Annotated in this window: 10 protein-coding genes; 5 read left to right on the top strand and 5 right to left on the bottom strand. The window is 60.9% G+C overall.

Going from position 1 to position 22,496, the window contains the following annotated elements; genetic code table 11:
* Positions 1-44 precede the first annotated feature (44 nt).
* Both ACU5E9_RS02930 and ACU5E9_RS02925 read left to right on the top strand, forming a co-directional pair.
* Complete coding sequence (locus ACU5E9_RS02930; RefSeq protein ID WP_456812151.1) at positions 45-791, top strand: hypothetical protein; 747 nt, start codon at positions 45-47, stop codon at positions 789-791.
* The gene (locus ACU5E9_RS02925) at positions 791-1,255 is read left to right on the top strand and encodes a hypothetical protein (RefSeq protein ID WP_456812150.1); all 465 of its coding nucleotides are present in this window, start codon (positions 791-793) and stop codon (positions 1,253-1,255) included. Before ACU5E9_RS02930 ends, ACU5E9_RS02925 begins: the two co-directional genes overlap by 1 nt.
* Positions 1,256-1,578: 323 nt before the next feature.
* Here the strand turns inward: ACU5E9_RS02925 and ACU5E9_RS02920 are convergent, their stop codons facing one another.
* The 3 genes from ACU5E9_RS02920 to ACU5E9_RS02910 all read right to left on the bottom strand — a co-directional run bounded on the left by ACU5E9_RS02920 (position 1,579) and on the right by ACU5E9_RS02910 (position 9,672).
* On the bottom strand, positions 1,579-4,464 hold the full coding sequence (locus ACU5E9_RS02920) for a tetratricopeptide repeat protein (RefSeq protein WP_456812149.1): 2,886 nt from the start codon (positions 4,462-4,464) through the stop codon (positions 1,579-1,581).
* A 132-nt stretch (positions 4,465-4,596) separates the two neighbouring features.
* Positions 4,597-6,492 carry a hypothetical protein gene (locus tag ACU5E9_RS02915; protein WP_456812148.1) on the bottom strand — a complete coding sequence of 632 codons (1,896 nt, stop codon included), beginning with the start codon at positions 6,490-6,492 and terminating at the stop codon, positions 4,597-4,599.
* Between the two features lie 1,563 nt (positions 6,493-8,055).
* Complete coding sequence (locus ACU5E9_RS02910) at positions 8,056-9,672, bottom strand: competence protein CoiA family protein (RefSeq protein ID WP_456812147.1); 1,617 nt, start codon at positions 9,670-9,672, stop codon at positions 8,056-8,058.
* Between the two features lie 903 nt (positions 9,673-10,575).
* Here ACU5E9_RS02910 and ACU5E9_RS02905 point away from each other — a divergent pair.
* The 3 genes from ACU5E9_RS02905 (at position 10,576) to ACU5E9_RS02895 (ending at position 13,783) form a co-directional block, all read left to right on the top strand.
* Positions 10,576-11,214: a helicase associated domain-containing protein gene (locus ACU5E9_RS02905; protein ID WP_456812146.1), complete on the top strand. Its 639-nt coding sequence runs from the start codon at positions 10,576-10,578 to the stop codon at positions 11,212-11,214.
* A gap of 389 nt (positions 11,215-11,603) precedes the next feature.
* Positions 11,604-12,125, top strand: a complete 522-nt coding sequence (locus tag ACU5E9_RS02900) for a hypothetical protein (RefSeq protein WP_456812145.1) — start codon at positions 11,604-11,606, stop codon at positions 12,123-12,125.
* 512 nt (positions 12,126-12,637) lie between these two features.
* Positions 12,638-13,783, top strand: coding sequence for an RES family NAD+ phosphorylase (locus ACU5E9_RS02895; RefSeq protein WP_456812144.1), 1,146 nt, complete (start codon positions 12,638-12,640; stop codon positions 13,781-13,783).
* An 853-nt stretch (positions 13,784-14,636) separates the two neighbouring features.
* Here the strand turns inward: ACU5E9_RS02895 and ACU5E9_RS02890 are convergent.
* Both ACU5E9_RS02890 and ACU5E9_RS02885 read right to left on the bottom strand, forming a co-directional pair.
* Complete coding sequence (locus ACU5E9_RS02890; RefSeq protein ID WP_456812143.1) at positions 14,637-16,514, bottom strand: patatin-like phospholipase family protein; 1,878 nt, start codon at positions 16,512-16,514, stop codon at positions 14,637-14,639.
* On the bottom strand, positions 16,514-19,732 hold the full coding sequence (locus ACU5E9_RS02885; RefSeq protein WP_456812142.1) for a hypothetical protein: 3,219 nt from the start codon (positions 19,730-19,732) through the stop codon (positions 16,514-16,516). Before ACU5E9_RS02885 ends, ACU5E9_RS02890 begins: the two co-directional genes overlap by 1 nt.
* Positions 19,733-22,496 lie beyond the last annotated feature (2,764 nt).

The raw sequence follows: 22,496 nt of genomic DNA, 5'->3' as shown, positions 1-22,496 counted from the left end.
ACGCCTGACCTAAAAACCGCCGATGATCTTCAAGGGACCTATCCGTGACTGAAACACAATTGAACAATGCCCTGCAGCGGCTGTTTTCTTCCCAGGGCCCCGCGAAGCTGGCGCAAGAGGCACTCCTATCGACGCTCATGGTGGAGCATCGCGAAGTTCCATCAGTCGTGCTATTCGCTCAGCGTCTGCGTGACGGCGTGCCTTTTGATGCGGTCTCACCGCACGGAAACGCAGTACCTGATCTCGTCTTGGTAGGGGCGCCGGACGAGGATGGAGCCGCCGAGATATACGCAGTCGTGGAGGTCAAGCTCAATGCCCAGGGCAACGTACCGTACCTCAAAACCGCTGCTCTCCTGCCGGAGATTGATGACGCAATCGCGGCATCCATCCGAGCAGATCTCCTGAATTATCCTGAGTACGACAAGCTCTCTCAGATCGACTTATACAGGACACGCAAGTGGTGGGTGAGAACGGGATCGGCGCAGAAACGACGTCCTTCCAGCCCGATGAAGATGACCGACCCCAGCAACACCCTTTGGCTGCTTTTCGACAGCAGGGGACGATCCGCTGCCGACGCCTTTCTGGATAAGGCAGGGGTCGTCGCATCGTCTTCGGCCTATTGGCTGACTGTTGACTTATGGGAGTTCTACGACAACTTGCGACCGCGCTTGGACGACCTGTCCCTTCCCGCGCCCCATTTGGCCGTCATCGGCGAGATCCTAAGCCACATTGAGGCAACGCAGAAACATAGAAGAATCCTTCCGGGCAGTGAGCGCTCAGGGGTCTCGTAATGGAGAGATTCATTCCGACACGGCTCGAACCGCGGCCGGTCGACAAGCCTCAGGGCTCATCGGAGCATTATTACTACCGAGTCCACCACAAGGCTAGGGAATACCCAGGGCCCGAGGAATTGGTGCGCACCATCCGTGAGGACCTCGTCGAAGCCAAGATGGACGGGCGGCTACCACCGAAGCTTCGAACACGGGTGTCGCTAAATCGGCGATATCACCCGCGGCTTTCGGTGACGGTCGCGGGTCTCTCACGCGACGAGCTATTTATGGCAGATTCAGGGCAACTCTATCCAGAGTGGGCCCTGGTTCTCCTTCAGGTAGCTCTGATCGCGGGGGCCTACGAGTCAGGCGGGTACGTTGCTGGAGACGAAGTCGGGCACTCACGCTACTACGTCTCCTTCTACGTGGACAGCGCCGGTTTCTATACGTGGTCGGATCTCGCTTCAATGGTTGATGGAGAATGATGCGGTCCTGACTGCCGGCGTCCCTGCAGCTCCGACGCAACGGACTAAAGCACCAAACGTCGGCCGCAGTTCTGCATGATCCGGCAGTCCGGTAAGCAACTCCCGCGCCTCGGCTGCGCGCCAACTCCGGTCCACGGACGATGGCTGCGGCGGTCGGGTGGCGAACCTTAGGACCAAGGGGATTGGTCGAAAGCCGTCACACCCGCGCCACACGGGCGTTGCCCATAGACACTGCCTTCTAAGGGCAAGGTCCTGCGAGTGTCCGTCTCCGAGTTGGGCGCATGCAATTGCTGGACTGCCGCGTTTTGCCACGCGGCAAACTATTACTCGGGGATAAGCCGGTTCCGTCTCGATAGCCGTGTTACATCGAGCTGTCTCGCGAGCTCCACTGCGTTCAATCCGCGATCCATTGACCTCCCATCGAAGCCGACACCGGACGCTTCTGGGTAGTTCGTACGGATACCTTCCAGAATTAGTCGCGTCTCCTGGACAAGGGGGTCCGACGAAATCCGCGTTTCCAGCTGATACGCGAGTGTCTGCTCATACCACCCGATCGCCTGGTCCCACATGCGGTCGCTTACTAGCCTGGCCCCGCCATCCAGAAGGAATGACATCTTCCGTTCTCGGTCCTCTCGATGCCATTCTCGCTGGCGTTCGGGGTCGAACATGGACAGGTACAACTCGCTGGGGAGGACGTTCCCGACCGCTTCATACTCTGCGGTAAGCACGTCAAAAGTGAAAATCGCCTCGTCATTGGTCTTGCCCCAGGCACTCACTTGATCGTAGAGAATAGCCTCGTAAGTGTCGATGGCTACTTGCGTGGACCCCGCCAGCATTTGAACTTCCGCGAAGTCCATTCGCAGAGCGAATGCCTCGAGGCTTAGGGGGCTCATTCCGCTCGAACCCCACTCGAGCCTTCGCTTGCCCCACTCGTAGCACTCGTCTTTTCGGCCCATGTCGGCGAGGAGGCTTGTGTAGCTGTCCAGGATTTCTAAAGTCCAGGGGTGATTCGCACGGAGGTTCTCGATCGCCGCGTCGAGCGCATCGGCGTAGTGTTTCAGCGCTTCGTCGAGGTTGCCTGAGCACCACTCCACGTACCCCATCAACTCGGTAAATCGGGCGTACCATCCGCCGAGAGCACCTAATGTGTCCCCCTCGTCTGCAAAGAGAATGTTGAGTTTCACGTCCATGCAGAACAGCAGGGCCTTTTGAGGTGCATCCGCGTCGTTGGCGTACATTCGGGCAAGAGCGTATCGTTCAGCGAGCGCGATCTCCTCTAAGGGACCGAATTCTGAGTCCAAGGCTGCCACCACCAGTTCCCACACCTGCGCGCCCCGGATGGCCGCCCCAGAATTGCACAGGTCACGGGCGTATTGCCGTTTGATGTCCATACCTAGGCTGTAGAGCCGGCTCCCGTACTCGTGGTCAAAATTGGCCAAGGCATATTCAGCAATCCTGATCCGTTGCTCGCGGTCCGCTCTTGAGCTCTTGACGCTTACGAATTCGCTATTTGCGCTGGAACTCTTGACGGTCACGATCAGGAAGAACGCTGAAGATGCCAGGGCGTGAGCTGATATCTCTCCACCGGCCTTGTGTATCGCCAGGCTCAGGTACGACAGGAAACGCTCGTTGTCCTGTTCAAAGACGATGTCGCTGTCCCTCAAAGATGTGACTTCGGAAGCCAGAAATCCCGCGAACTCACTCCGTTCGTCTGAGTTGAAGTGATCACTTGTGGCAGCGATGGCCATTTGATCCGGGTCGCCGAACTGGCGAAGGTCGTCGGTGACCGACTTGATCCACGAGTATGACTTAGCGGGGTTGTTTAGGACGGCGGGTACGCCTTCCCTGACATCTTTGTCCATTTCCTCCAGAGCGGAAAGCAACAGGTTCACACTCCATTGAGTCGGCTGCCCGATTCCAGGGTCGATTAGTCCGGGGATGCCGAATGTGGCAAGGTTCAAGGCCTTGCGGGTGGCCTCGGGAAGTTCCTCCCAATGCTTCGCATGCAGCTTGGCAATCGTGTTGGGAAGTCTGTCGACTTGATCGCTGGTCAAACAGAGTTGGGTTTGCAATCGGCGGTGCTTGTCTGCGGAGCAGTAGGTTTCGAGGGCGAGCGGATTAGGGTACTTCGCGACCAGACGACGAAGAGTCTCTGGTTCGACGCCACCCTTCGGAAAGTAGAAAGGTGCGATTTTTTCGAGGTCAGCGTCAGGAAGTCGACGCAGCGATGCGTTCTCGCCGAAGAGATCGGAGAAATCGTCTGGGCTTGAACGAAGTACAGCGTCGGATGTGAATCGAATTATCCGCTTGGGGGCGTTGGCCATCGCACCTGCTATGCCGGCGTTGTCCCCGAGTTCCCCCGGATATGCCGTTGTGATGATTAATACAGCCGCGGAGCTGAGCATCAGTTTGCCCAATAGCTGAGCAATACTAGTGTCCGCGAGATGGGCGTCCTCGACCAGAATGACGACAGGGAGAGTGGTCGTCGCCAGTCCAGAGAGGATGTCAAAGGCCGCTGTTACCAAGTCGCTTTCGTCATCGCCTAGTGCACCGTCGTAGGAGAGCCGTCCCTTGCGGTCTAGCGTTCGTGAACCGAGCGCGACGATATTGCTGGCGAGTCTTTGGACGATTCCCAGCCCCGGCAAACCCAATCCAAGCGCCTCCAGAATCAGAGACTTGAGTTCGCTTTCAGCGGCGCCTGCACCGCCGGTGAGCAGCGCTTTCGCTTCCTCAACGACTCCTTTGGCAAAAGACCGGCGGGAGATCCACGCGTCGGCGAGATACGCGTCATGAGTCCTGAACTGGCGTAGGTCTGTAGCCAGAGGGCCCAGCCCGTTGGTGACGCCCGCAGCGACACCCCACCACATGAACGAGGGCAGACTGCCGTGTGCATATTCAAAGGTCGGATAGAGCTGCTTCCTCCTCGCAGCCACGCTCAGAAGAGTGGAAGGATCGCCATGCAAGATCGTGGGCGGCCAATAATGGGGAGCGGCCTGGCGTTCAGCTGAAAGTCGCTTGTAAAACTCGCGGGCCACTCGCGTTTTTCCCCAGCCTGACGGCGCCTCAAGCGATACCCACAGTGGGCCGCTCGAGCCTGACAAGATCCGGTCATAGCTATTGAGTAGACCCCGAACAAGAGCCTCCCGACCGGCTCCCTGGAACTCGGGTTCCACGGGCAAGGGGTTGGGTTCAGTGGTGCGGGGTTCCATGCTCTGAGGCTATCGGCGACTTCTTGACACCTAGCAGATTGACGCCACCCCCCGTTGTGCCGGACCTCTGCGGCAAGCGCACTAATGTGTCGACGCAGCATGGACCTGTCATGGAGCGGTACCAAATAACACTCAGCGCCGAACACCCAGCACTGGCATCAGATCTGGTTCTGGTTCTGGCTCCATCAACGGCGTTGCGTCGCTCTGTCGCTTGTTGAGAATGTAGAAAACCGCCCAGACTCCGATTGCGAACGCCACGTAGCCGGCAAAGATGGCAATCCAAATGATCAACGGTTCAGATGTTGTCTCCCAGGAGGTCGGCATTGGTACCAGCACGAATGAGTAGACAGCCAGACCGGCCGCATAGACGAGCCCCCATACCCAGCGCTTCCATGCCCAAAGGGAGGCTCCGCCGAAAAATGCGAGTGGCAAAAGCGCGATCGGTACCGTCGAGATTGCTTCCACGACCAGAACACTTGCGAGCTCCCCGAGCGCGACTTGTGCAAATGCAACCGAACTGTAGACCGTGAACGTGTAATCCGTGGATAGCCGACTGAGATCGGACACTGATTCCAGCGTGAAACCAACCAGCGCACTGTAGCCAGCCCAGGCGGCCAAACCGACAACAAGCAGGTAAATGGCGCCAACGATGGTCACCGCTGCGCTGCGGGCTTTGGAGAGCCGGCTGCCGAAATCGATAGCGAGGACGGTGCCGAAGATTAGTGCCGGTTCGACGTGCAGAAGCCGAGCGAACAACACGGTCACGAGCACCAAGAGCAGAAACAAGGGCCGCGCTGTCATTCGGGGGCGATCCGACCTGGTGCGCCGCCTCGTCACCGACCAAGCGAAGAACGTGCCGCCTAGGTTCACGATGACAAAGGCCACAAACAGAGTGATCAGGAGCCGGAGCGACATCCAGTTCACGCCAAAATTCGGTTCGGCAAAGCCGGCAATAACTGAGCCGGCGAGTAGAACGGGCATCGCCCACCAGCCGGACACTCCGCGAGAGAGTCGCTGCAATAGAGGTGGCTTGCGCGCTGGCAACACGCCATTCACCGGAACCGACACCTCAACTCCTTTGGAGCGGCGCCCATTGGGGAAGAGCCACCGGAGGAACCTGTCGATCTTCGAGCCATTTTCAGACATCACCGAATTAAGCAGCTCCGTCGGAAGCGCGATCAAGATCGCAAGCACGAGGGCCAGCGCAACGGTAAGCCCGACGTGTATTGCAACGGATTTCGAATCACTTGCGGATGACGATGCTGTCCCGTCTGGAAGTGTGCTGAATACAGTCTGGTCAAAGGCCGATCCCTCCTCAACGTCCGGTCCCGGCAGGACCGATCCTGTGGCCGGAGGAAACGGCACGGTGACCGTGAAATAGTCAGGCGAAGACGAGAAGGTGTAAACCGGAATTTCGCACCATTCCCAATACCCGTCTTCCCATCCGACCGTTGGGCACTCGCCAAGCCGGTCATAGCTATATGTCCGCTCTAATCCGAGGGTGAAAAGTTGGTGCGTTCCAGGCCCAATCAAACTCAGGGGAATATTCACGACGATATCGCCCGACTCGGCGTTGGACATGGTCACTTGGGAAGAGCTCCAGTCGGGGGTGCATGCCGCGCTCGCATCGACAAACGCCTGGGTACTCCAAGAGCTCTCCGGATCGGTACTTTCATTGTGCTGGTCCGACTCGGCCTTCGAGCCGTAGGGCGCTAAGGACTCGTTGAACAAGGAGAGGTAGCAGTCACCGCTGACCTCGAGGGCGGCCTGAGCCTCATCGGCGCTCGACCAGAGACCGGACTCACGTTCCCAGCTGGCAATGTAGCCGGCCTCCGCATCGAGCGTGACTTGCCAGAACCAGGAATCGTCCTTTGCTTGGTGCAGCTCGACGAGGCCGGTCGCTGGCGGCGAGACGACGACCGGATCGTTATCGGTCTCAGCATGCGCAGGCGCGGCAAACGCGATCGAACCGAAGACGAGGCCAGTTACGCTGAGCGCCCGCAGAAGACTATGACCCCGACGAAACATTCCCAACCCCCATTGACGACACAATATGTGCAGCTGATCTGACGCTAGCGATGTTGATGACGCCAGGCCGCCAGAGGGTCACCCCAGTACGGGTGACGTTCTTCAAGGTGAACTCGCTGTTGTCCGACGAGGAAGACGATGCGTCACCGGGGACCCCAGCTCAAGTCCAGCCGACTGTCCTTGGTCATCAGCGATCGTGTTCCAGGTTCACCACGGAACGTCACTCACGGTACCTGGAGATCTCTTCCTGGACTCGTTTCAGGCGGAAGAGTCGACGCCACGAACGTTTCCTCAGCGAGAGGTGGCTCGGGTGACCGGTGTCCGTCGCAGGTAACGCCTGCGTATGCGTTTTCGGCCGGGCCCACACAGCAAGAGCGAAAGGCTCGGACGTCACCCGATGGGCCTGGTTGCACTGTCTGAACCCGTGCTCGTCCGGCTTCACCCAGAATCTCGATAAAACGTGCGGCCTAAAGACGAATTCATCACAGCGGATGCTGCTTGGAACTCGGGGGTAGTCCGTGGGCGAACTAGCTCACGCTAAGGGTCTACTACCAGAGACAGTTTTCCATGCTCATCAGCATGGAGATTGGGCGCAAGCGTTGTGGTTCTATACCCACTGATATCTGCTGGTCCACCCTGTTCGACGACTAGGAGTAATTCACCAGTCTCGGGATCGACTCTGACAGCTCTCGCATTTGGTCCGGCAACGCCGGCCACGATGGATTTCGCGTACCATTCCCCGTTTCTAAGCTCGAAATTGTCAAGGAGATTGGATGCTCGACTCGCGCTCAATGGGATCCCTTCGGTGAAGCATTTGCCAGGTGTCGTGTACAAGCTACTGCCGACAGATGCCTCTCCGTTCGCTTTGCACCGCCCCATAACTGGTCACGACGAAGAAGGCAGGTTCGGCTACGCGAGTCTGTTGCCCAACGATCGTTTCCTCAATTGCTGACGGCGCAAGTTCGACGTCGCGCGCTCACCCACGTTCCCGCGAAGTTCGCATGTTCGATGGAACTCATCCTGTCGGTCAATATGTTTCGGCATCATCGGGAACGTTGGGTTCAGGGCAGGCCGGGGCACCGTCGCGGCACGGGGATTTCAGATGATGGCTGGCTCTTCGGATGTCACGTTGCCAAGGTGCGTCCTGCTCGTTCATTTCGAGACACATGCTCGCCGTTTGATTTTGCAGGACCCCGGTGCTTCAGCTGACGGTGGGCAGCTGACAGGAAGTGCAAAACCAATAGGGGTGCTTTGCGGTCCCCGCTGCTTCGCAAGTCCGGAGGCAAGTGGGGCACCGCGGAGCAACTATCGATTCCAACTCGTCGTCCACGTCCTGGACCCTACTCCTGTGTAAGGACAAGCACGCTTCTGGATTTGGCGCTGAACACCTCCAGTCCTCGCATGGAAGTTATTCGCTATCTACGCCAACGGCATCGGAGCCGCTGGTAGCCCAATCATCTTCTGAATGGCGACCTTCGTCTGGTTCAGCCTGCCGAACCTCTCCCACCGGAAGGGACTAGGAGCGTTTTAGCGACGAGTTCGGGCACGGTCGGTCAGGTGTCCCTAGCCATTCGGCGTAGATGCCCCGATGCACCCGTGAAGCGCTGAGGCGCAACCCCGGTGGTAGCCGAGGTAGCTTTCTAGGGTCTCTACTGCCCCATAGCAGTGGTGGCAGTGGCGCCCGTCCTGCAACGCTAGGGGCAGGTCCTGAACGGTGTAGCCAGCAGCGCGGAGTTCGGGGACAGATCGCAGGGGCACGGCGGCTATAGCCTCCCGACGGTGCCGGTCACGGGCCTTCTGTTCTGCGACGCGCTTAGTATGTTGCCTTCGCTCTGCTTCAGCCAGTGTGACCGCCGCCCGCTCGCCGGCAACAACACGGACGTCCCGAGTGACATAGCGAATGCTTCGCGAACCGTCACGCCGGGTCGATTCCACGCGTTCCACCACCCCGAGCTTAGCCATGGCGTGGAACCAGCTCGTGACGGCTTCCTTGGCGAGGCGGACGTCCTGGTCGAGCGTCTCCAAATGGGCAGCGCACTCCGTGATCGTGACCGACGACCTATCAATTTTGCCGTGCATGAACCGGAGGTAGAGCATGGTCTGCCATTGCTCGTCGGGGAACGGCAGGTAGATTGCTTCACCACGGTGGTCGTAGCCGCCTGTCGGCGCGATGCTCAGGAACCTCGGCCATTTGGAGTCAAAGATGTTGAAGATCAGGCTTCGTTCAGGACTCTCCAGCCACCGTTCCCGGTGGTCAACGGCTTTTTGTCGAACGCGCTCCCTCCAACTGGCGGTGTGCGTAGCTTTCCTGATGGCGGCAGCCTCGGATGCCGCAGTCTCACGATCAGTCCGTAGGCGTACCTCTTGGACGAGACGCTCGTATTCCGTTTGATTCCGTCGTAGCGACTCGACCCGATCCGATGTGAAGCCGAGGGTGCCATCCAACCGGTAGGCAGTGAGCGGATCGGCAACAAAGCGACCTCGCCCATGCGTTGCCATGACTTCGTACTCGAGGTGGCCGGTCTCCAGCCTTCGGGTGTTGGTCGCCGTTCCGATCCGGCTCAGCTCAGGGTTGATCCAAAGTAATGGCAGACCGGCCGCCGCTGTTGCGACGAGGGTTGGATTGAGCTCTAGGTCGCTTTCGCTTTCGCGCGATCGGCGTAGGTGGGGCGCGGTGTGGCCCCAGAGCCACACGTCGACAATGCCGAGGGCGGCGTACGAGTCGTGACGTTCCTGCCAAGCCCGGGGCGTAATCGCGGCGTACTGGATCTCGAAGGCAGCTTTGCGTCCCCGCGGCGACGTTAGCATGACGTCGGCGCGCCGCTGACTGTCTTCGGTCGTTTCCTCGAGTTCGACTCTGCACTCTGGATACCGTTGACGCAGCCAATCCGCGACTAGCAGTTGCGACTGAAGATGATGCAGGCCCATCCCAGCGTGACCACCGGCGTTGGCACGGTGCGCGAACCCGTGGCGGCGGGCGCCGCGGTTGAAGGCAACAAGACGTCGATTTTGACAGTCCGGGACGATGCAAGTGAGCTCTCCCGATCGCGTCCGCTCACGAAACTCTTCAGCCTGCCCGTCCGGCATAAACACGACCGAGCTGTCGGACGCCCGAGCAAAGACTAAGCGTGACTCACCCTGGGCCTGGAACAGGCGGAGCGTTGAGGCATCGTGGATCACAGGTCGATGCTATCTAGCGCGTCCACAGTTTCGCGCTTCCCGTTTCGGGGCTGCCGATTTCCGCAAGCGGCCGACGGGATGTGCGTGGTGGTGCAGCCACACTAGAACAGGATGGATCCTCACCGAGTTTGATGGTGCCGTGCGCTTGAGGGGGCACAATGGCCAGTGCCGCGGACCGCGGCCATCCACCAGAAAAGGACGTTGAGGGGCGCGATCATCACGACTCTTCAACGTCGCTGCCCAATCGAGGTGCCAAGCGCTCAATGGCGGTCACCGGGGTGGTCCAACGTACGGTGGCAACGACGCCTGGAACTTCGAGGTCAATGACATACTGCATGGAACGCCCGAGGGTGCACTCCATGACGAACAACAAGCGCACGGAACGACCATCGCGACGCAAGCCGTTGCTCCATGCGAGGTCACCGGTCTTAGGTGATCGGCATAGCTCGTGCCGGTCCAGATCCAGCACGTACGTCGTACCGGACTCGGTTCGAACGGCGAACCGACCTGACCTCTCGTTCGCCAAGGTCCTCGCCGAGGACATCAACGCCCCTGCTCGGCTCGACTTGTGGCCTGGCTGACTCTGGTACAGGCGAAAAGAATTACCTTCCCGGCTGGCGGAAAAGGCAGGCACACCCAATTGGGAAATCCTGCGACCACATTGGTTTCCCTCGCAGCGCGCCTGGGCCAGCCTCTGCCCGAACGACGCCGCCCACTACACAGGTGACCTAACATTTGCGAACCTCTGTCTTCTCCGACCCGGGTGAAAAGTGTCGGTGTGAGGACGCTAGCCGGGTCTCCCGGCCTAGCGGGTCCGTGCAGGAATGCACCTTGCATGCCTTCTGAGAACCCGCCGCGCATGACTTCTCCGACTCCCACGCCGTGCGAGTCGGAAAGGTCTAAATGTCCGAGCCAGTGCTCATCAAGCACCTTCATGCCGAATACGCGCAGCTGCAGTGCCAGCCCTCATCCAGCCTCACCCAAGATCAAACGAGGTCCCTCGTCTTCTTCAGCGCCGAAGTTGCCGCGCTCGACGATCAGGGCGTAGCTGACGGAATTGCCGGGGTCGAGTCCCACGAAGCCGTTTCTAACGACGTCACCAGCTGGATCCGCCAGCTCTTTGCTCTAGAACGCTTTGTTCACCGTGAAGGCCGATTGCCACGCGAGAACCGTCGCCTTCCAATGGGAGCAATCTCGGCCGAAGAGAAACGATGCACCTACATTGTGCGGGCTCAACGCCGAGCCTTCATGGCAGGCCGTCTCTGCTCGTATCAGGTGCGCAGGCTGCAGTGCATCCCGGCCTTCACCTTCCAGCCGCGGGCAGATGCCTGGCACGCGAAATACGCGGCATATGCAACCTTCACCGCGTCCCACGGAGAGGCTCCGAAACTGAGCAGTATCGACACGTCGGAGCGGGCGCTCGCCGGGTGGGCAGCAAAAACCCGTATGGCGTACCGGGCTGGGACCCTTGCCCCTAGCCGGATCGAGGCGATGAACGCTCTCGCGATCTGGGCCTGGGGAAGTGGGAGCCGCCCGCGCTGAACTTGGACGCGGGATTATTTCGGCTGATGCGTCAAGCGCAGGTGGGGAAAGGCCCGGCGTTTGACCGCCGGGCCCCCTGCACTGTCTCAACCAGTGCTCGTCCGGCTTTCACCGGAAGTCGTTCCTGATTATACGGTTCAAAACGGACGTTTACCCAAAAGGACCCCTGCGTCTCGCCGGCGTCCTCTCCCGAGAGAGCATCTTCGTCTGCTGCGCCCTGGGACGTTCTGCCCACGGCATCGCCGACGGCATGGTCCAGACATGCGGGCTACCATCCCGCTCAGATGCGACAAGACGAGCGCGTCCCTGGCTGTGCAGCGAATTGCGTGCAGGAATGCACTCATGATAATTCCACGACCTCCGGTGGCGAGCGAGTCCAGGATAGGAATGTGATCGACAAGGACTGCAGGGCTGGTGCCGACGGCGCCAGCGAACCGCACAACACGTACAACGCTCGCGGCGCTCCCCGTAAGACGAGCGACGGAACAGAGTCATCTGCCTCGCCGCAGCTCATCCGAAGTCTTCAAGCGACTGAGGACGCCTGGCAGCGCATCGAAGCTGAGTTCGGGTTGTTGACCGCCGAAGACGTCGCTGGGATTCTGGGCGCCACGACGACCAACTGGAGCACACTGTTTGTACTGCGCAACACCGGCAAGGTCATCGCCGTGAACCGCGGTTCTTCTATTCGGTATCCCGCCTTCCAATTCGATCATGCCCAGCGGGTCATTTTCCCCGTCATCGAGCCACTCATCGAGGTCGCCTGCGCCAATCAATGGTCCTGCGAGGACCTGACTCTTTGGATGATCGGCCCGACCACCTCCTTCGACAACGAAGACCGGCCGGTGGACCACGTTCGAGAGCCAGAACTACTGCTGGCCGCGGCGCACAGCCACATGGAAGCCCTAGGCTGACCAGCTGGGATCGGTGCGGGGGCGCGGTCGAGTCTCCGAGGACCTTGGTGGACGGTATGGAATTACATCGGTGCAGAGACCAGGACGCACCGTGGGCAGCTCTATGAGACTTCTTTGAAACTCGCTCAACCATTTCGACTGCGATCATGTGGCTCGGCTAGATCCACACGCGCACGCACAACGCCTGAGGCAACTGCCTGCCGCTAGTGGGAACGTGGCCGCTAGGACCTCCTGTCAAACCCAGTCCCTTCGCCGAGATCGAGGTTCTAGTCGGGCGGCGTTTACGATCATCCGGGGTTACCGAACGTCGCCGCTCTCGCTTGGACCGTGTACTCCTCCGTGTCGGTCGCGCTCTGGTTGGTTAGACCCCCAAATGTGTGATTGGACCTCGAGGGTTGCACCGAGCCCGGGTAGGGGCGTCCGCAGTGCAGCGCCACGGGTGACCACGTTCGACCAGGGCACCGGGGGAGCCACCGGCCAAGGAGCCGTCGGCGTGGGGCTACGATTTCGACATGGGAATGAGCGACATCTTGGAGGAACGCCGCGCGCGTGGCTTCAATGGCACGGACGGCGAACGGGTCTGCTTGGAGTGTGTGCTCAATGCGCAGTTGCGCCATAACCTGGCTGCAGTAGTCGACGATGTCGGGATCGCCTGTGTGGGATGCGGCCGCTTTGGTGTCAATGTCGATGCGGAGGAGATCCTAACCGAGATGGTTGACGCGGTGCGGCTGAGATATGGCTACGCACTCAACTTTATGCCGATCGAAAGCGGCTCTTTCGTCTTCGATACGACGGACACACGGGAGCTCGTCCAAGCGGACTTTTATGATGACCTCATCGAACCTGCCTTCGAAGCGCTGATCGGCTACGTGGATGATGAAGTACCAGTCGCCAGAGACCTCGACCGGTCGGATGACTTGAATCATGCGTGGGAAGAGTTCGAGACGTTTGCCGTTCGGGGCAAAAAGCCTGCTTGGGGTTCAGGTAGTGCGTTTCTAGGCGATTTCGGCGAATTCCTCAGTCGAAACCCAAAGTTGCTTAAGAATGCACCGCCGAAGGGCGTCTACTGGCGCGTGCGAGAACTCCACTCTCCTAAGAGCTTGGTCGACTACGACTCCGCCGATCAAATGGGATCACCCCCACCGACGTACGCGTCGGATAGCCGATTCAGCCCGAAGGGCACACCCATGTTTTACGGCGCCGAGGACGCCCGGACCGCCGTTGCCGAAGTATTTCAGGGCGGAGTGGCCGGCACCGCCATCGTCGGCTCTTTCGAAGTATCACGAGCGTTGACGCTCCTCGACCTTGTCGCGCTTCCGGAGCCTCCAAGCATCTACGATCGATCAAATACCGAGCTTTTCCTGGCGCTACGGTTCCTCAGAAACTTTGCGCGTGAGGTGAGCAAACCAGTGGTGAAAACGATGGGATCAAATCATTACGCCGCCACACAGGGGCTCACCAAAATGATCAAGTCGTTGGAGTCGCTTTCGGTCGACGGAATCCGGTACTCGAGCTCGCTCACCGACCAGCCATGCGTCGCCGTGTTTGCCGAGGCGGTGAACTGCGCGGATTCTGGTGCTGCATCCATCGTGACCTTGCTTGTTTACCAAGGGTCGTATTCAGAATGGGTGGCCGGTCCTACGGGCGCTTCCGTGTAGGGTTCAACTCTGGTGCTGAGGCTCTGCCTCCCAAGTGTCCCCATCTTGCGGGCGCCCATAACGGTAAGTGACAGATGGCGGAGAAGACGACAGCAGTCGCGTCGCAGTACACCGACGAACCTACGGGAGATCGTGCCGACAGGAGCGGATACAGCCGGCTGACGCCGTCAAGGGGCGTTTTGGGCGATCCTGAGTCTGACGATGATGGAGCAGCGTGGGTCACAGAGCGCGGGCGTCGTCTACCCACTGGCCCTCAGCATTTCCCATTGGATCCTGCCTTATGAAATCGGAGGATGCCCGCTTCCCATGGTGAGCCGTCCGCCAACAGCACCCCGCCCTAGCCGGAACCCTAAGCTGAGTATCCGCTTCCGTGCGCACCACGTATGGTGCGCTCGAGCACCGACGCGCGGTGGCGCGATTGATGTGACTGAGCAGCACGGTCGGCGTGATTGAGCGCCACCTCGATCGGCTATCACCAATAATCGGCGGCCGCCCAATCTGAATTGAGATGCGCAGCGACGGCTGGGGGCCGGCGAGTCACGACAGAGCGATAAACTCGGTCCAGTTTCGTCCGCGATTGTGATCCTGTTCAGCTGCCTTCCCCTGTCTCCAGGTTTTCGCGGATGAGGCACCATTCCGGGCATTTGTGCCGGGCGGGGGTATTCGGGCTTCGCGCAGTCGGCACGCATCGGTCGACCTGAGCCAAGGCCGAAGGTTTGGTGAAGGACCGCCTCACGGGCGCGCTTCTTCCTAATATTCTGTCCATCAACAAGCTCATCAAAGCTGACTCAATTTGCGGCGGCGTTGCCGGTGGGCGGATCCGCATCCCTGGCGGCATGGCGACGTTTCGCGGTCATCTCACGAGGGCTAGCACGTCCGAACGCAGCGAAACCGGCGTGGTCACCACAACCTTGGTGGGGGGAAGTCTCAGCTCGTCGATGAACGGGCGCCACTCGTCGTCGTCGTTCGTACGGCCGTCGTGCTTCTGGTTGATGAGCAGCCCGCCTGTCTTTGCGAACACGGGATGGCCGGAACTCTGAGCCTTGCTCAACCCCGACGATCCCGCCTTCGCTTCGACCAGCCGCCAAGTGTCCGGCTTCATCGAGGTGCCCACAATCAGGTCGATCGAGAACCGTCCGCCGCGGGTTCGGACGTACAGCGGCGCGGGACTGACCACGGGGAAGTATCTCCGGAACTGCGCGCGCGCCATCGCCTCGAAAAAGTCCGGATCTACATCATTCGGATTGGCTTGCCCGGTGCTCCACGCCGTAACAAGCGTGTTTATCTTCGGCGGTGCCTCGAAATACTCCCCGGTCCTCCGGTAGGCGGTGTCGATAGCTCGATCGATATCGCCGGTCCGCCGGTCGACGAAATCGAACGTGGACAGCTCGCTGGTTCGCAGCGGCACCACCTGGGCGCCATCCGTCTCAAGGAGAAACTGGCTGTTCATGGGTTGATCGGCCAGGATGCCGAAAACCTCGCGGGATATCTGGGCCACGCTCGTGCCGATCGTCGTCCCGGATCTGAAGTCCGGGTCCTCAAATAGAGCGAATGCCAGCGTACGAGGGTGCAGGCTGAGCGACGTCGGACGGGTGAACGCCCGCAATGGCAAGTTATTCACCATTCCGCCATCGAGGTAGCGACCGTTGTAGTGGTCAGGCATGACGCGCGTCCCCCCTTGGCTTTGGCTCACCGAGACAGGTTTGAAGAGCAGTGGGAACGCCATCGACATGCACACCGCCGGAACAATGCCGAAGTCGGGAGTGGTCCGATAGGAGAACAACCTCCCGCGACGTTGCAGGACCTGGGTCGCGCTCACGGCCAGCTCGACGTTCGTCCGAAGGTACAGATCGCGGAAGGTGGTGAGGCCCTTGCTTGAGCCTGCGAGTCCCAGCGGCTTGCCCAGGGTCTTAAGGGCGTCGGTCACGAACCGGTGCAGTGCCCATCCCGGCAGGATCCCCTCGCCCTCGAGGAACGACGCAAGGTAAGTCCGGAATGCGGCCGCGTCGCGTGTAAAGACTCTGAACTGGCCGCCCCTGTCGCTCTGCGCAAGCCTCCCATCGAGGATGAGCCGAATCCCGTTCGCGATCGATACGAAGTTCGAGGTCTCGTCGTCGTGGAACATGTTCGCGAGCATCCACATCGGATGTGGTCTCGCCGACTCGAGCAGATCTGCGGCGATAAGTGCCCCGGGAGATCCGAGGCCTCCGACGAGCTCGAGCAGACTGAGCTTCAGGTACTCAGCGAAGCCGTCCTCGGTCGAGATCGTGGGGGTGCTCGTGCCCTGGTATGCGAACTGGCCATCCCGCACCGCCGGCCTCGAATGCAGATTCGACGTTCCGGGCGGTTGCGTCGTCACAGCGAATCGCTCGTCATCCAACAGCGCAGGAACCATGATGGCGCCGACTTGTCGCTGACCGAGGGCTTCCTCTGCCAGCTTCCTGATCGTCGAGTGCGTCGCGCCCAGCGCTACGCACATGGCGATGAACGCTCCGATAGACGCCCCCGCGCATCCCCGGATTCCCGAACCCGGCGGCTGATTGGGAAGAGGAAAATCTCTCCTCGGGCCGATGCTGACTCTCGTGGGCTGCACCAAGGGCGCCCTGGTGAGTCGCTCAAGCTTCTTGATGGCACCGATGTGCGCCCAGCCTCGACCGCCGCCTCCGCCAAATACGAGATAGCGGACCTCCGCGGGAGCGGCGATCGCCCGCACCTCGACGGGAGCGGCCATCAGAAGAGCGCCTTGAGAGCGGCGCGGTTGTCGGCCAGTGTCACCAGCGTTGTCGGCAGCCGGACAGTCCAGGGCTTGCCGACCGCGATGCTGCCGATCGCGTAGTCGACCTCGCCCGTCGCCCCCGGGTACGGACGGTCCACCGTGAACTCATCCGTTTCCAGCCCGCCTCCTCGCAGGGCGGTGATCGAGTAGACCTCACCGGCGATGTACAGTTCTCGGCCGATGTCGCGCGCTGACACCCGCTCCGCCATGCCGATGAGCTTCATGTCCGCGCTGGCGGAGGTCACGCTGAGTCGCCCGGCACCGCGGAGCACATCGGGCTTGTGGTACTGGAGCAACTCCAGCCAGAGGCTGGGGAACTTCAGGTCCTCCACGTCCGACTCCGACAGGGTGGCCAAGTCGAGGGCGTCGGGCGCGATCCGTTGCGTGGGCGCGTCGAGCGGACTCGTGACCGTACCGCTCACCCATTCGGGCAGCGTCAGGGGCGCGCTGAGATACCGCAGCACCCTAGCTTCGTTGCCCGGTGCGACGGGCACGATCACGCGTGCGGATCCGGCCCGTAGGAAGGCTTCGTGGGTCGGATCGTTCGGTACGGAGATCGCACGGCGGACGCGCCAGGATTCGGTTCGCCCCCAGAAGTAGGGGTGGAGCATGTAGCTCATCTGTGACCACTCGAATGACTGCTCGAAGAATCGCACAATTGGGGCCTGAGAGTCGGCGGCAACCGGATCGAGTCCCTGCTCGACTCCCATGCTCGCGATCGCATGGAACTCGAACGCTTTGCTCCTCATCAGCGCGATCGACCACTTCCGAAGCTCCTCCCGCTCGAGGGCGCGATTCGCCATCATGGGGCGAGCGCCGAACTGCTGCCGCGCCGACTCCTCCTCGTTCCGGCTCAGTGCGACGTCTCTGCGATAGTCAGCCTCCATCTCCTCGTGAGCATCCAAGATCTTCTGATAGGTGTCCAAGCGCCACGCGTTCATCAAGCTCCCACTTCGCACACACGTGAGCGAAACGTTGACCGCACCGATGGAGTGAGAGGCGCGACTTACCCGCACAGTCACAGGCACGCCCTTCTCGTCGATCACGATGGGTGATTCCAGTTCGAACCCTCCCGAGAAGCTCGGTAGGCCTTCGGAGATTTGTGAGCCTTGGAGGTCGACGACGGTGTCTACCACGCCCTGACCCAAGATCGCGATATAGGCGTGGATCGCGTCGTCATTCACTTCGTAGCGGTTGGGTGACGGCCAGGTGGCATCGACCCAGTCTCTTTGCTGGCCGCGCCCCGTGGCAGCCCAACGCCCGCTGATCGGGATGTATCCGGCAGGTACGGGAAGGTGTCTGCCGAATACGAAGTCCCCCTCCGCGGCCTCACGGTCGACAGTCCCGACGAACGTGTCGCCCATCGCGAGCGAGTGCGGGGGCGGCGGGTTGACCCCGCGCGCGCCATAGCGCTCGGTGAGACACAAATAGTTCGTCTCGTTGATGTCGCCCGGGCCAATCTCCAGCGGCAGCGGCTTGCGATACCGGCCCACGACCGGCTGACTTGCCTCGATTAGCGACAGGCCGGGCTCCGGGATCGTGAACTCGATCATCAGGCGTGTGCCGTACCGGTGCAGCTGCAGACGGTGGATCTTCTCGAGCCAGAGGTACACGGCGCTCCGAGGTACCGGGTTAGGGCCGGCGCCCGTCACCGTGTTCTCCACCGCCCGCTGCGCTCGATCCCGGATGCTCTCCGTCACGGTGCGCCGGCGCAGCTGCCTGACCCTCTCGAGCGTGCGTTGCACTGACCTCGACATGACGTCTCGAACGGTCGAGAGGGTCTGGGCGGTCGACTCGTCGCTCGTCTGGGAGAGGGCGATATCTGTCGATGTGTCGACCTGCGTGACGCCGTACTTCCCGGACGTCGTGACGCCGAACGCCAGGCTCGCAGCCTCGTGCAGCGTCTCGCCCGTGCTTGTGTGGAGCTCGAACCGGTCGGTGGTCACCAGCTCCCGCTCGATCTCAGTTTCCAGCAACGACTCAGTCTCGGTGAGCTCGACCGCCTCGAAACGGCGATCGTAATCCTTCGAGAAGCTCTCGCCGGCGAGCACGTTCTCGATGTGCGAGATCTCCCGTGCCTCGTAGCCGACGAGCTCTTCTCGGACGACGAACAGATCTCCCCACCCGAGCGCGCGAATCGCGGGTCTCGGGCCCGGTGCTGGCTGTCCGGGCGGGGGGAGGACGGTTCCATGCTCCGACTCATAGAGCTGCAGCCGTGAGCAGAGCCTATTCTCCGTAACCACCCCGGCATCCGCGGCGGCGTCCGCGCCCGTCACAAGGTCGCCAACTGTTCGTGCTTCTCCCGGACCGCCAAGTAGGCTCAACAGTTCGTTTTCGGACCCCGCGGACAGACGCGCCTTCAGCTCTTTAACAAAGGCGTCGTCGATCGGTAGCTGGCCCCCCGAAACACCGCGACGATCGGCGATCACGCGAGCCGCGAGCGCGATCTCCCGGAGCCCTTCCACCGTGGGCGCTCGGGTCGACAGCCCGGCCATTTGCTCCTCGGGACGGACCGCGAAACTTGTATCCCCGAGTTCAGCCGCGCCGATGGGCCCGAGTGCCGCCCCCGGTCCGGATTCGCGTGCGACGAATGCAGACGCGGCGGCGGTTTCCGAAGTCGCACCTGTACCAGGTCTTGCATTGTTTGCCGGCCACCACCGCTCGGGGACCACGAGAACAACATCGCCAAGCTGTGCGAGCGGTGGCCGGGCGTCAAGCACTCCTCTTTGAAGCACGATCCCAGCCTTGAGCAGGAGCTCGTGCACCTCCAGAAGCTCCACAGGATACGGCTGTCTACAGCGTCGAAGCGCGCGCAGGACCACCCACGACGCCGTCACCGTCGCGAACGAGTCTGCGAACTCGGCGGTTCGCACGTACTGCGAGGTTTCCATGCTGGAGCCTGGGCGCGACACCCGCGACGGGATTGCCGCCGGATCCGCTTCAACAATCCCCGCGGTGGTGAGCCAGGGCACACGGACGGGGAGCTCCGCCGCGCGGAGGAAGACCAGCTTGTCGACCGCCTTGGCGAGTGCCTCGCGGTTCGACCAGAACGGGCCGAGGTCCGGCAAGGTGCGTCGGCGGCTGTGCTCTACCATGTCGACCGGGCTGAGGGTATTCGTCGGATCCGCACTGCGCAGACCCACCAGCCGGAATACGTCCCTGGAAGTTGGCATTTTCGCCTCCTACTAGCACTTCGAGCCAGTTTCCTCCAAAATCGCGTCCTCCAAAAGGTGGCGGCAATGCAGTTTTCCCTGGATGCCAGAGATAGGAACGCCGCTGCCAACGTGAAGGGATCCTTACCTGGCAGCATTCCGAACATGGAACTCGCAACGCTGCGCACACTTTCAGCGAAAGACCAGCAGGCCTTTCTCCTTAGCCGAAGCGCGTCTAAGACGACGAGCATGGACGCAGCTCCCTACGCTTCATAACGCCGCGCTCCGAGGTCACCGCAATGTGGACGCGTATCTCGACGCACCGGATTTTTTCAGCGCCAACGCCAAAGAGTGGCGGAAGCTCCTCAAAAGACCATCCGGAGTTGACCGCCGAGACGCGAACAGCAGTGCTCGGGGCTGTGTCAGCAGGCTCGAAGAGTTACACGCGACGAAATCGATATGTGCAGGACCTCCTGCGGGGAGACCTTCTTGATACGTCGTGGGAACCCCTCTGTCTCGACGGCCCGAAGGCGCACCCGAGACCGTGCCGTTGGACGACATGGTTGCCCGGGTCCGCGAAATAATCACCTCGACCTGGCGGCTACGCGGATCCGCGCTTTACATCCTGCAAGGAACTTGAAAGGGCATGACTTTCGGCGCTGTCGAAGGAGAGCGGGACGGCAGCGATAGTTACAGCCGATAGGTGGCGCATGGAGACGCTTCCCTCCCGCCTCGGATGACCATGCGGTCCACCCTCGCCCTACAGACGGTACGGCGGACCACGACCCGTCCGTCGCTTCGCCATCGACGGCTATGAGCGACGGAAACCTTCTTGTATTGGGAGGATCGGCTCCTGGGCGTCCCGGACGGAGGCCCTGCCCGCGCAAGGTCGTCGCGCGTTCCTGTGTCCCGAAGACGACCTCGGCGACACTGTCACGGTCGGGATGCCGTTCGGCGCCCTGCTGGAGCCGGACCGGAAGCTGGTCGGCCGACTCGATTTTCCTTTCAGCCGCCCGGATGTTGGAGAGCATCGCGGGATTCGCCAACAAAAGCGATCGCGGACCGCAACCACCTGCTCCACGGGTACTGGACCGGCGGCGGCACCAAAGATGTGCGGGTGGTGGCCGGAGCCCTTGCCGACACCAGCGATCAGTTGTTCGTTCTCTGGTTGGTCCTCACCTGCACCGCCGATAACACCACGGAGTGACCGGCCGTGGACGCGCATTGCCATCGCGGTCCGATAAACCATCTCCTATTGAAACGGTCACTTGAGGAACTGGGCACCGCTCCGACGAGGGGCGTGTGCTCGGTCAAGCTCACCTTCGCCGTCGCGATTCTTGGCCGTAGTCACGATGTGCTAGGACTTGTGCGGTCGGCGGGGTGCGTTAGGGATGGTACATAGTCCAGTCCGACTTATGCACCTTCGAGGCCCTTGGACACGCTCGAATCCGTTGTCTACGTCACTCGTCTCACCGAGGTTCCTTGCCAGGTTGACCCTGCGTCCATCTTTCGGCAGCCAGAAGCCAGCTGATCATCAGCCGCTCAACCAAGGCCAGATCATGCTCCCATAAACCGTAAGTCAGCTGCCGACCATGGAATGGCATAACTCCTATCGCCTTCGTCCCTCCGAGGCCAGCGGGAAAATCCACGAGGCCCGGGCCAGGGTGGCGATCCTCCGTCTGATTTAGGGGTCCGTACACAAGCCTTCCGAGGTTGAGTTTGAGGTGCGTCTGCGACAGGTCCATGGGCCTAGCGTCCGTGAAGATAAGCACCTCCATCTGCTGCCCACCTTCCTCCTTGTCTCCCCAGGTACCCGCCAGCAGCCATGCATAGCCGAGAGTCGCCGTGTAGCGGTAGGCGCGATACGGCTGCGTGGGGGATCCCAGACCTACGAGCGAACGGTCAACGAAACCGCAATCCTCAAATCTGACTACTGGCGCCGGTCGGATGCGAGTTCGGGCTGCCTCAGTAACAAAGTCACGAGTCAATTTCCGAACATCGCCTTCACGGGCGGCTCTTTGCCGCTCAACCACTCGCGCGTTCTCTCGTGCCAGTGCTGCCGCCCTGGCAAGCTCCACACGCCGCAGTTCGACCTTGCCCGCCAAACCTGTCATCTTCTCCACTTCCCAAAACGCAGAGCCCAGTGTGGAATGTAACCCCAGTTAGTGAGAAAAACACGTGTCGGTTTTGCAACTGCACGGTCGCAACACGGCAGCGTCGAACTCGTTCCTTCAGCGATCCACTTCCGACGTGCAGTCGCGCCTATTGGTATGCGGGTCCTTCTGATCAACCGTGGAATCGAAGCCGCGGGGCGTTGCGATCGAAATTGAGGATTCAAACGGCGGACAGCCCTGCGCCGGCCACTTACGACAGATCACTTTGGCTCTCTTCCTCGAGCAGAGGAGCAATCACCGCGGTCAAAAGTGCATTCCAGCACGGGAACATCCACCACACAGAGTTCGCTACCGTTCCAGCAAAGACCGCAACGGTCCGTTGGAGGCGTGAGGGCATTTTGGGAGACAGCGGAAACCGTGAAGGATCAGGGCAGGAACAACATCCCAGCGGTGGCGGAGGGCGGGTTCTTGTCTCCACGCTCAGCGGCAGGATTTACATAGTTGACTGGGGCGCAATGCGCCCTAAACACACCCGTGCTCGCACCGTGGAGTCGGATGCGGTGCCGAAGGCGCCCCTGTCGAAGCCGCTGCTTCGTGACGGGCAGTGGATGAGAATAGGCCATCCTTTGCGCATGATTGTGGGCAATCGTCCCGAGCTGGTCTTGGAACCG

It is taken from the genome of Cryobacterium sp. AP23, from assembly GCF_054075385.1.
The sequence above is the reverse complement of the archived record's forward strand: the minus strand, read 5'-3'. Positions and strand labels throughout refer to the sequence as shown.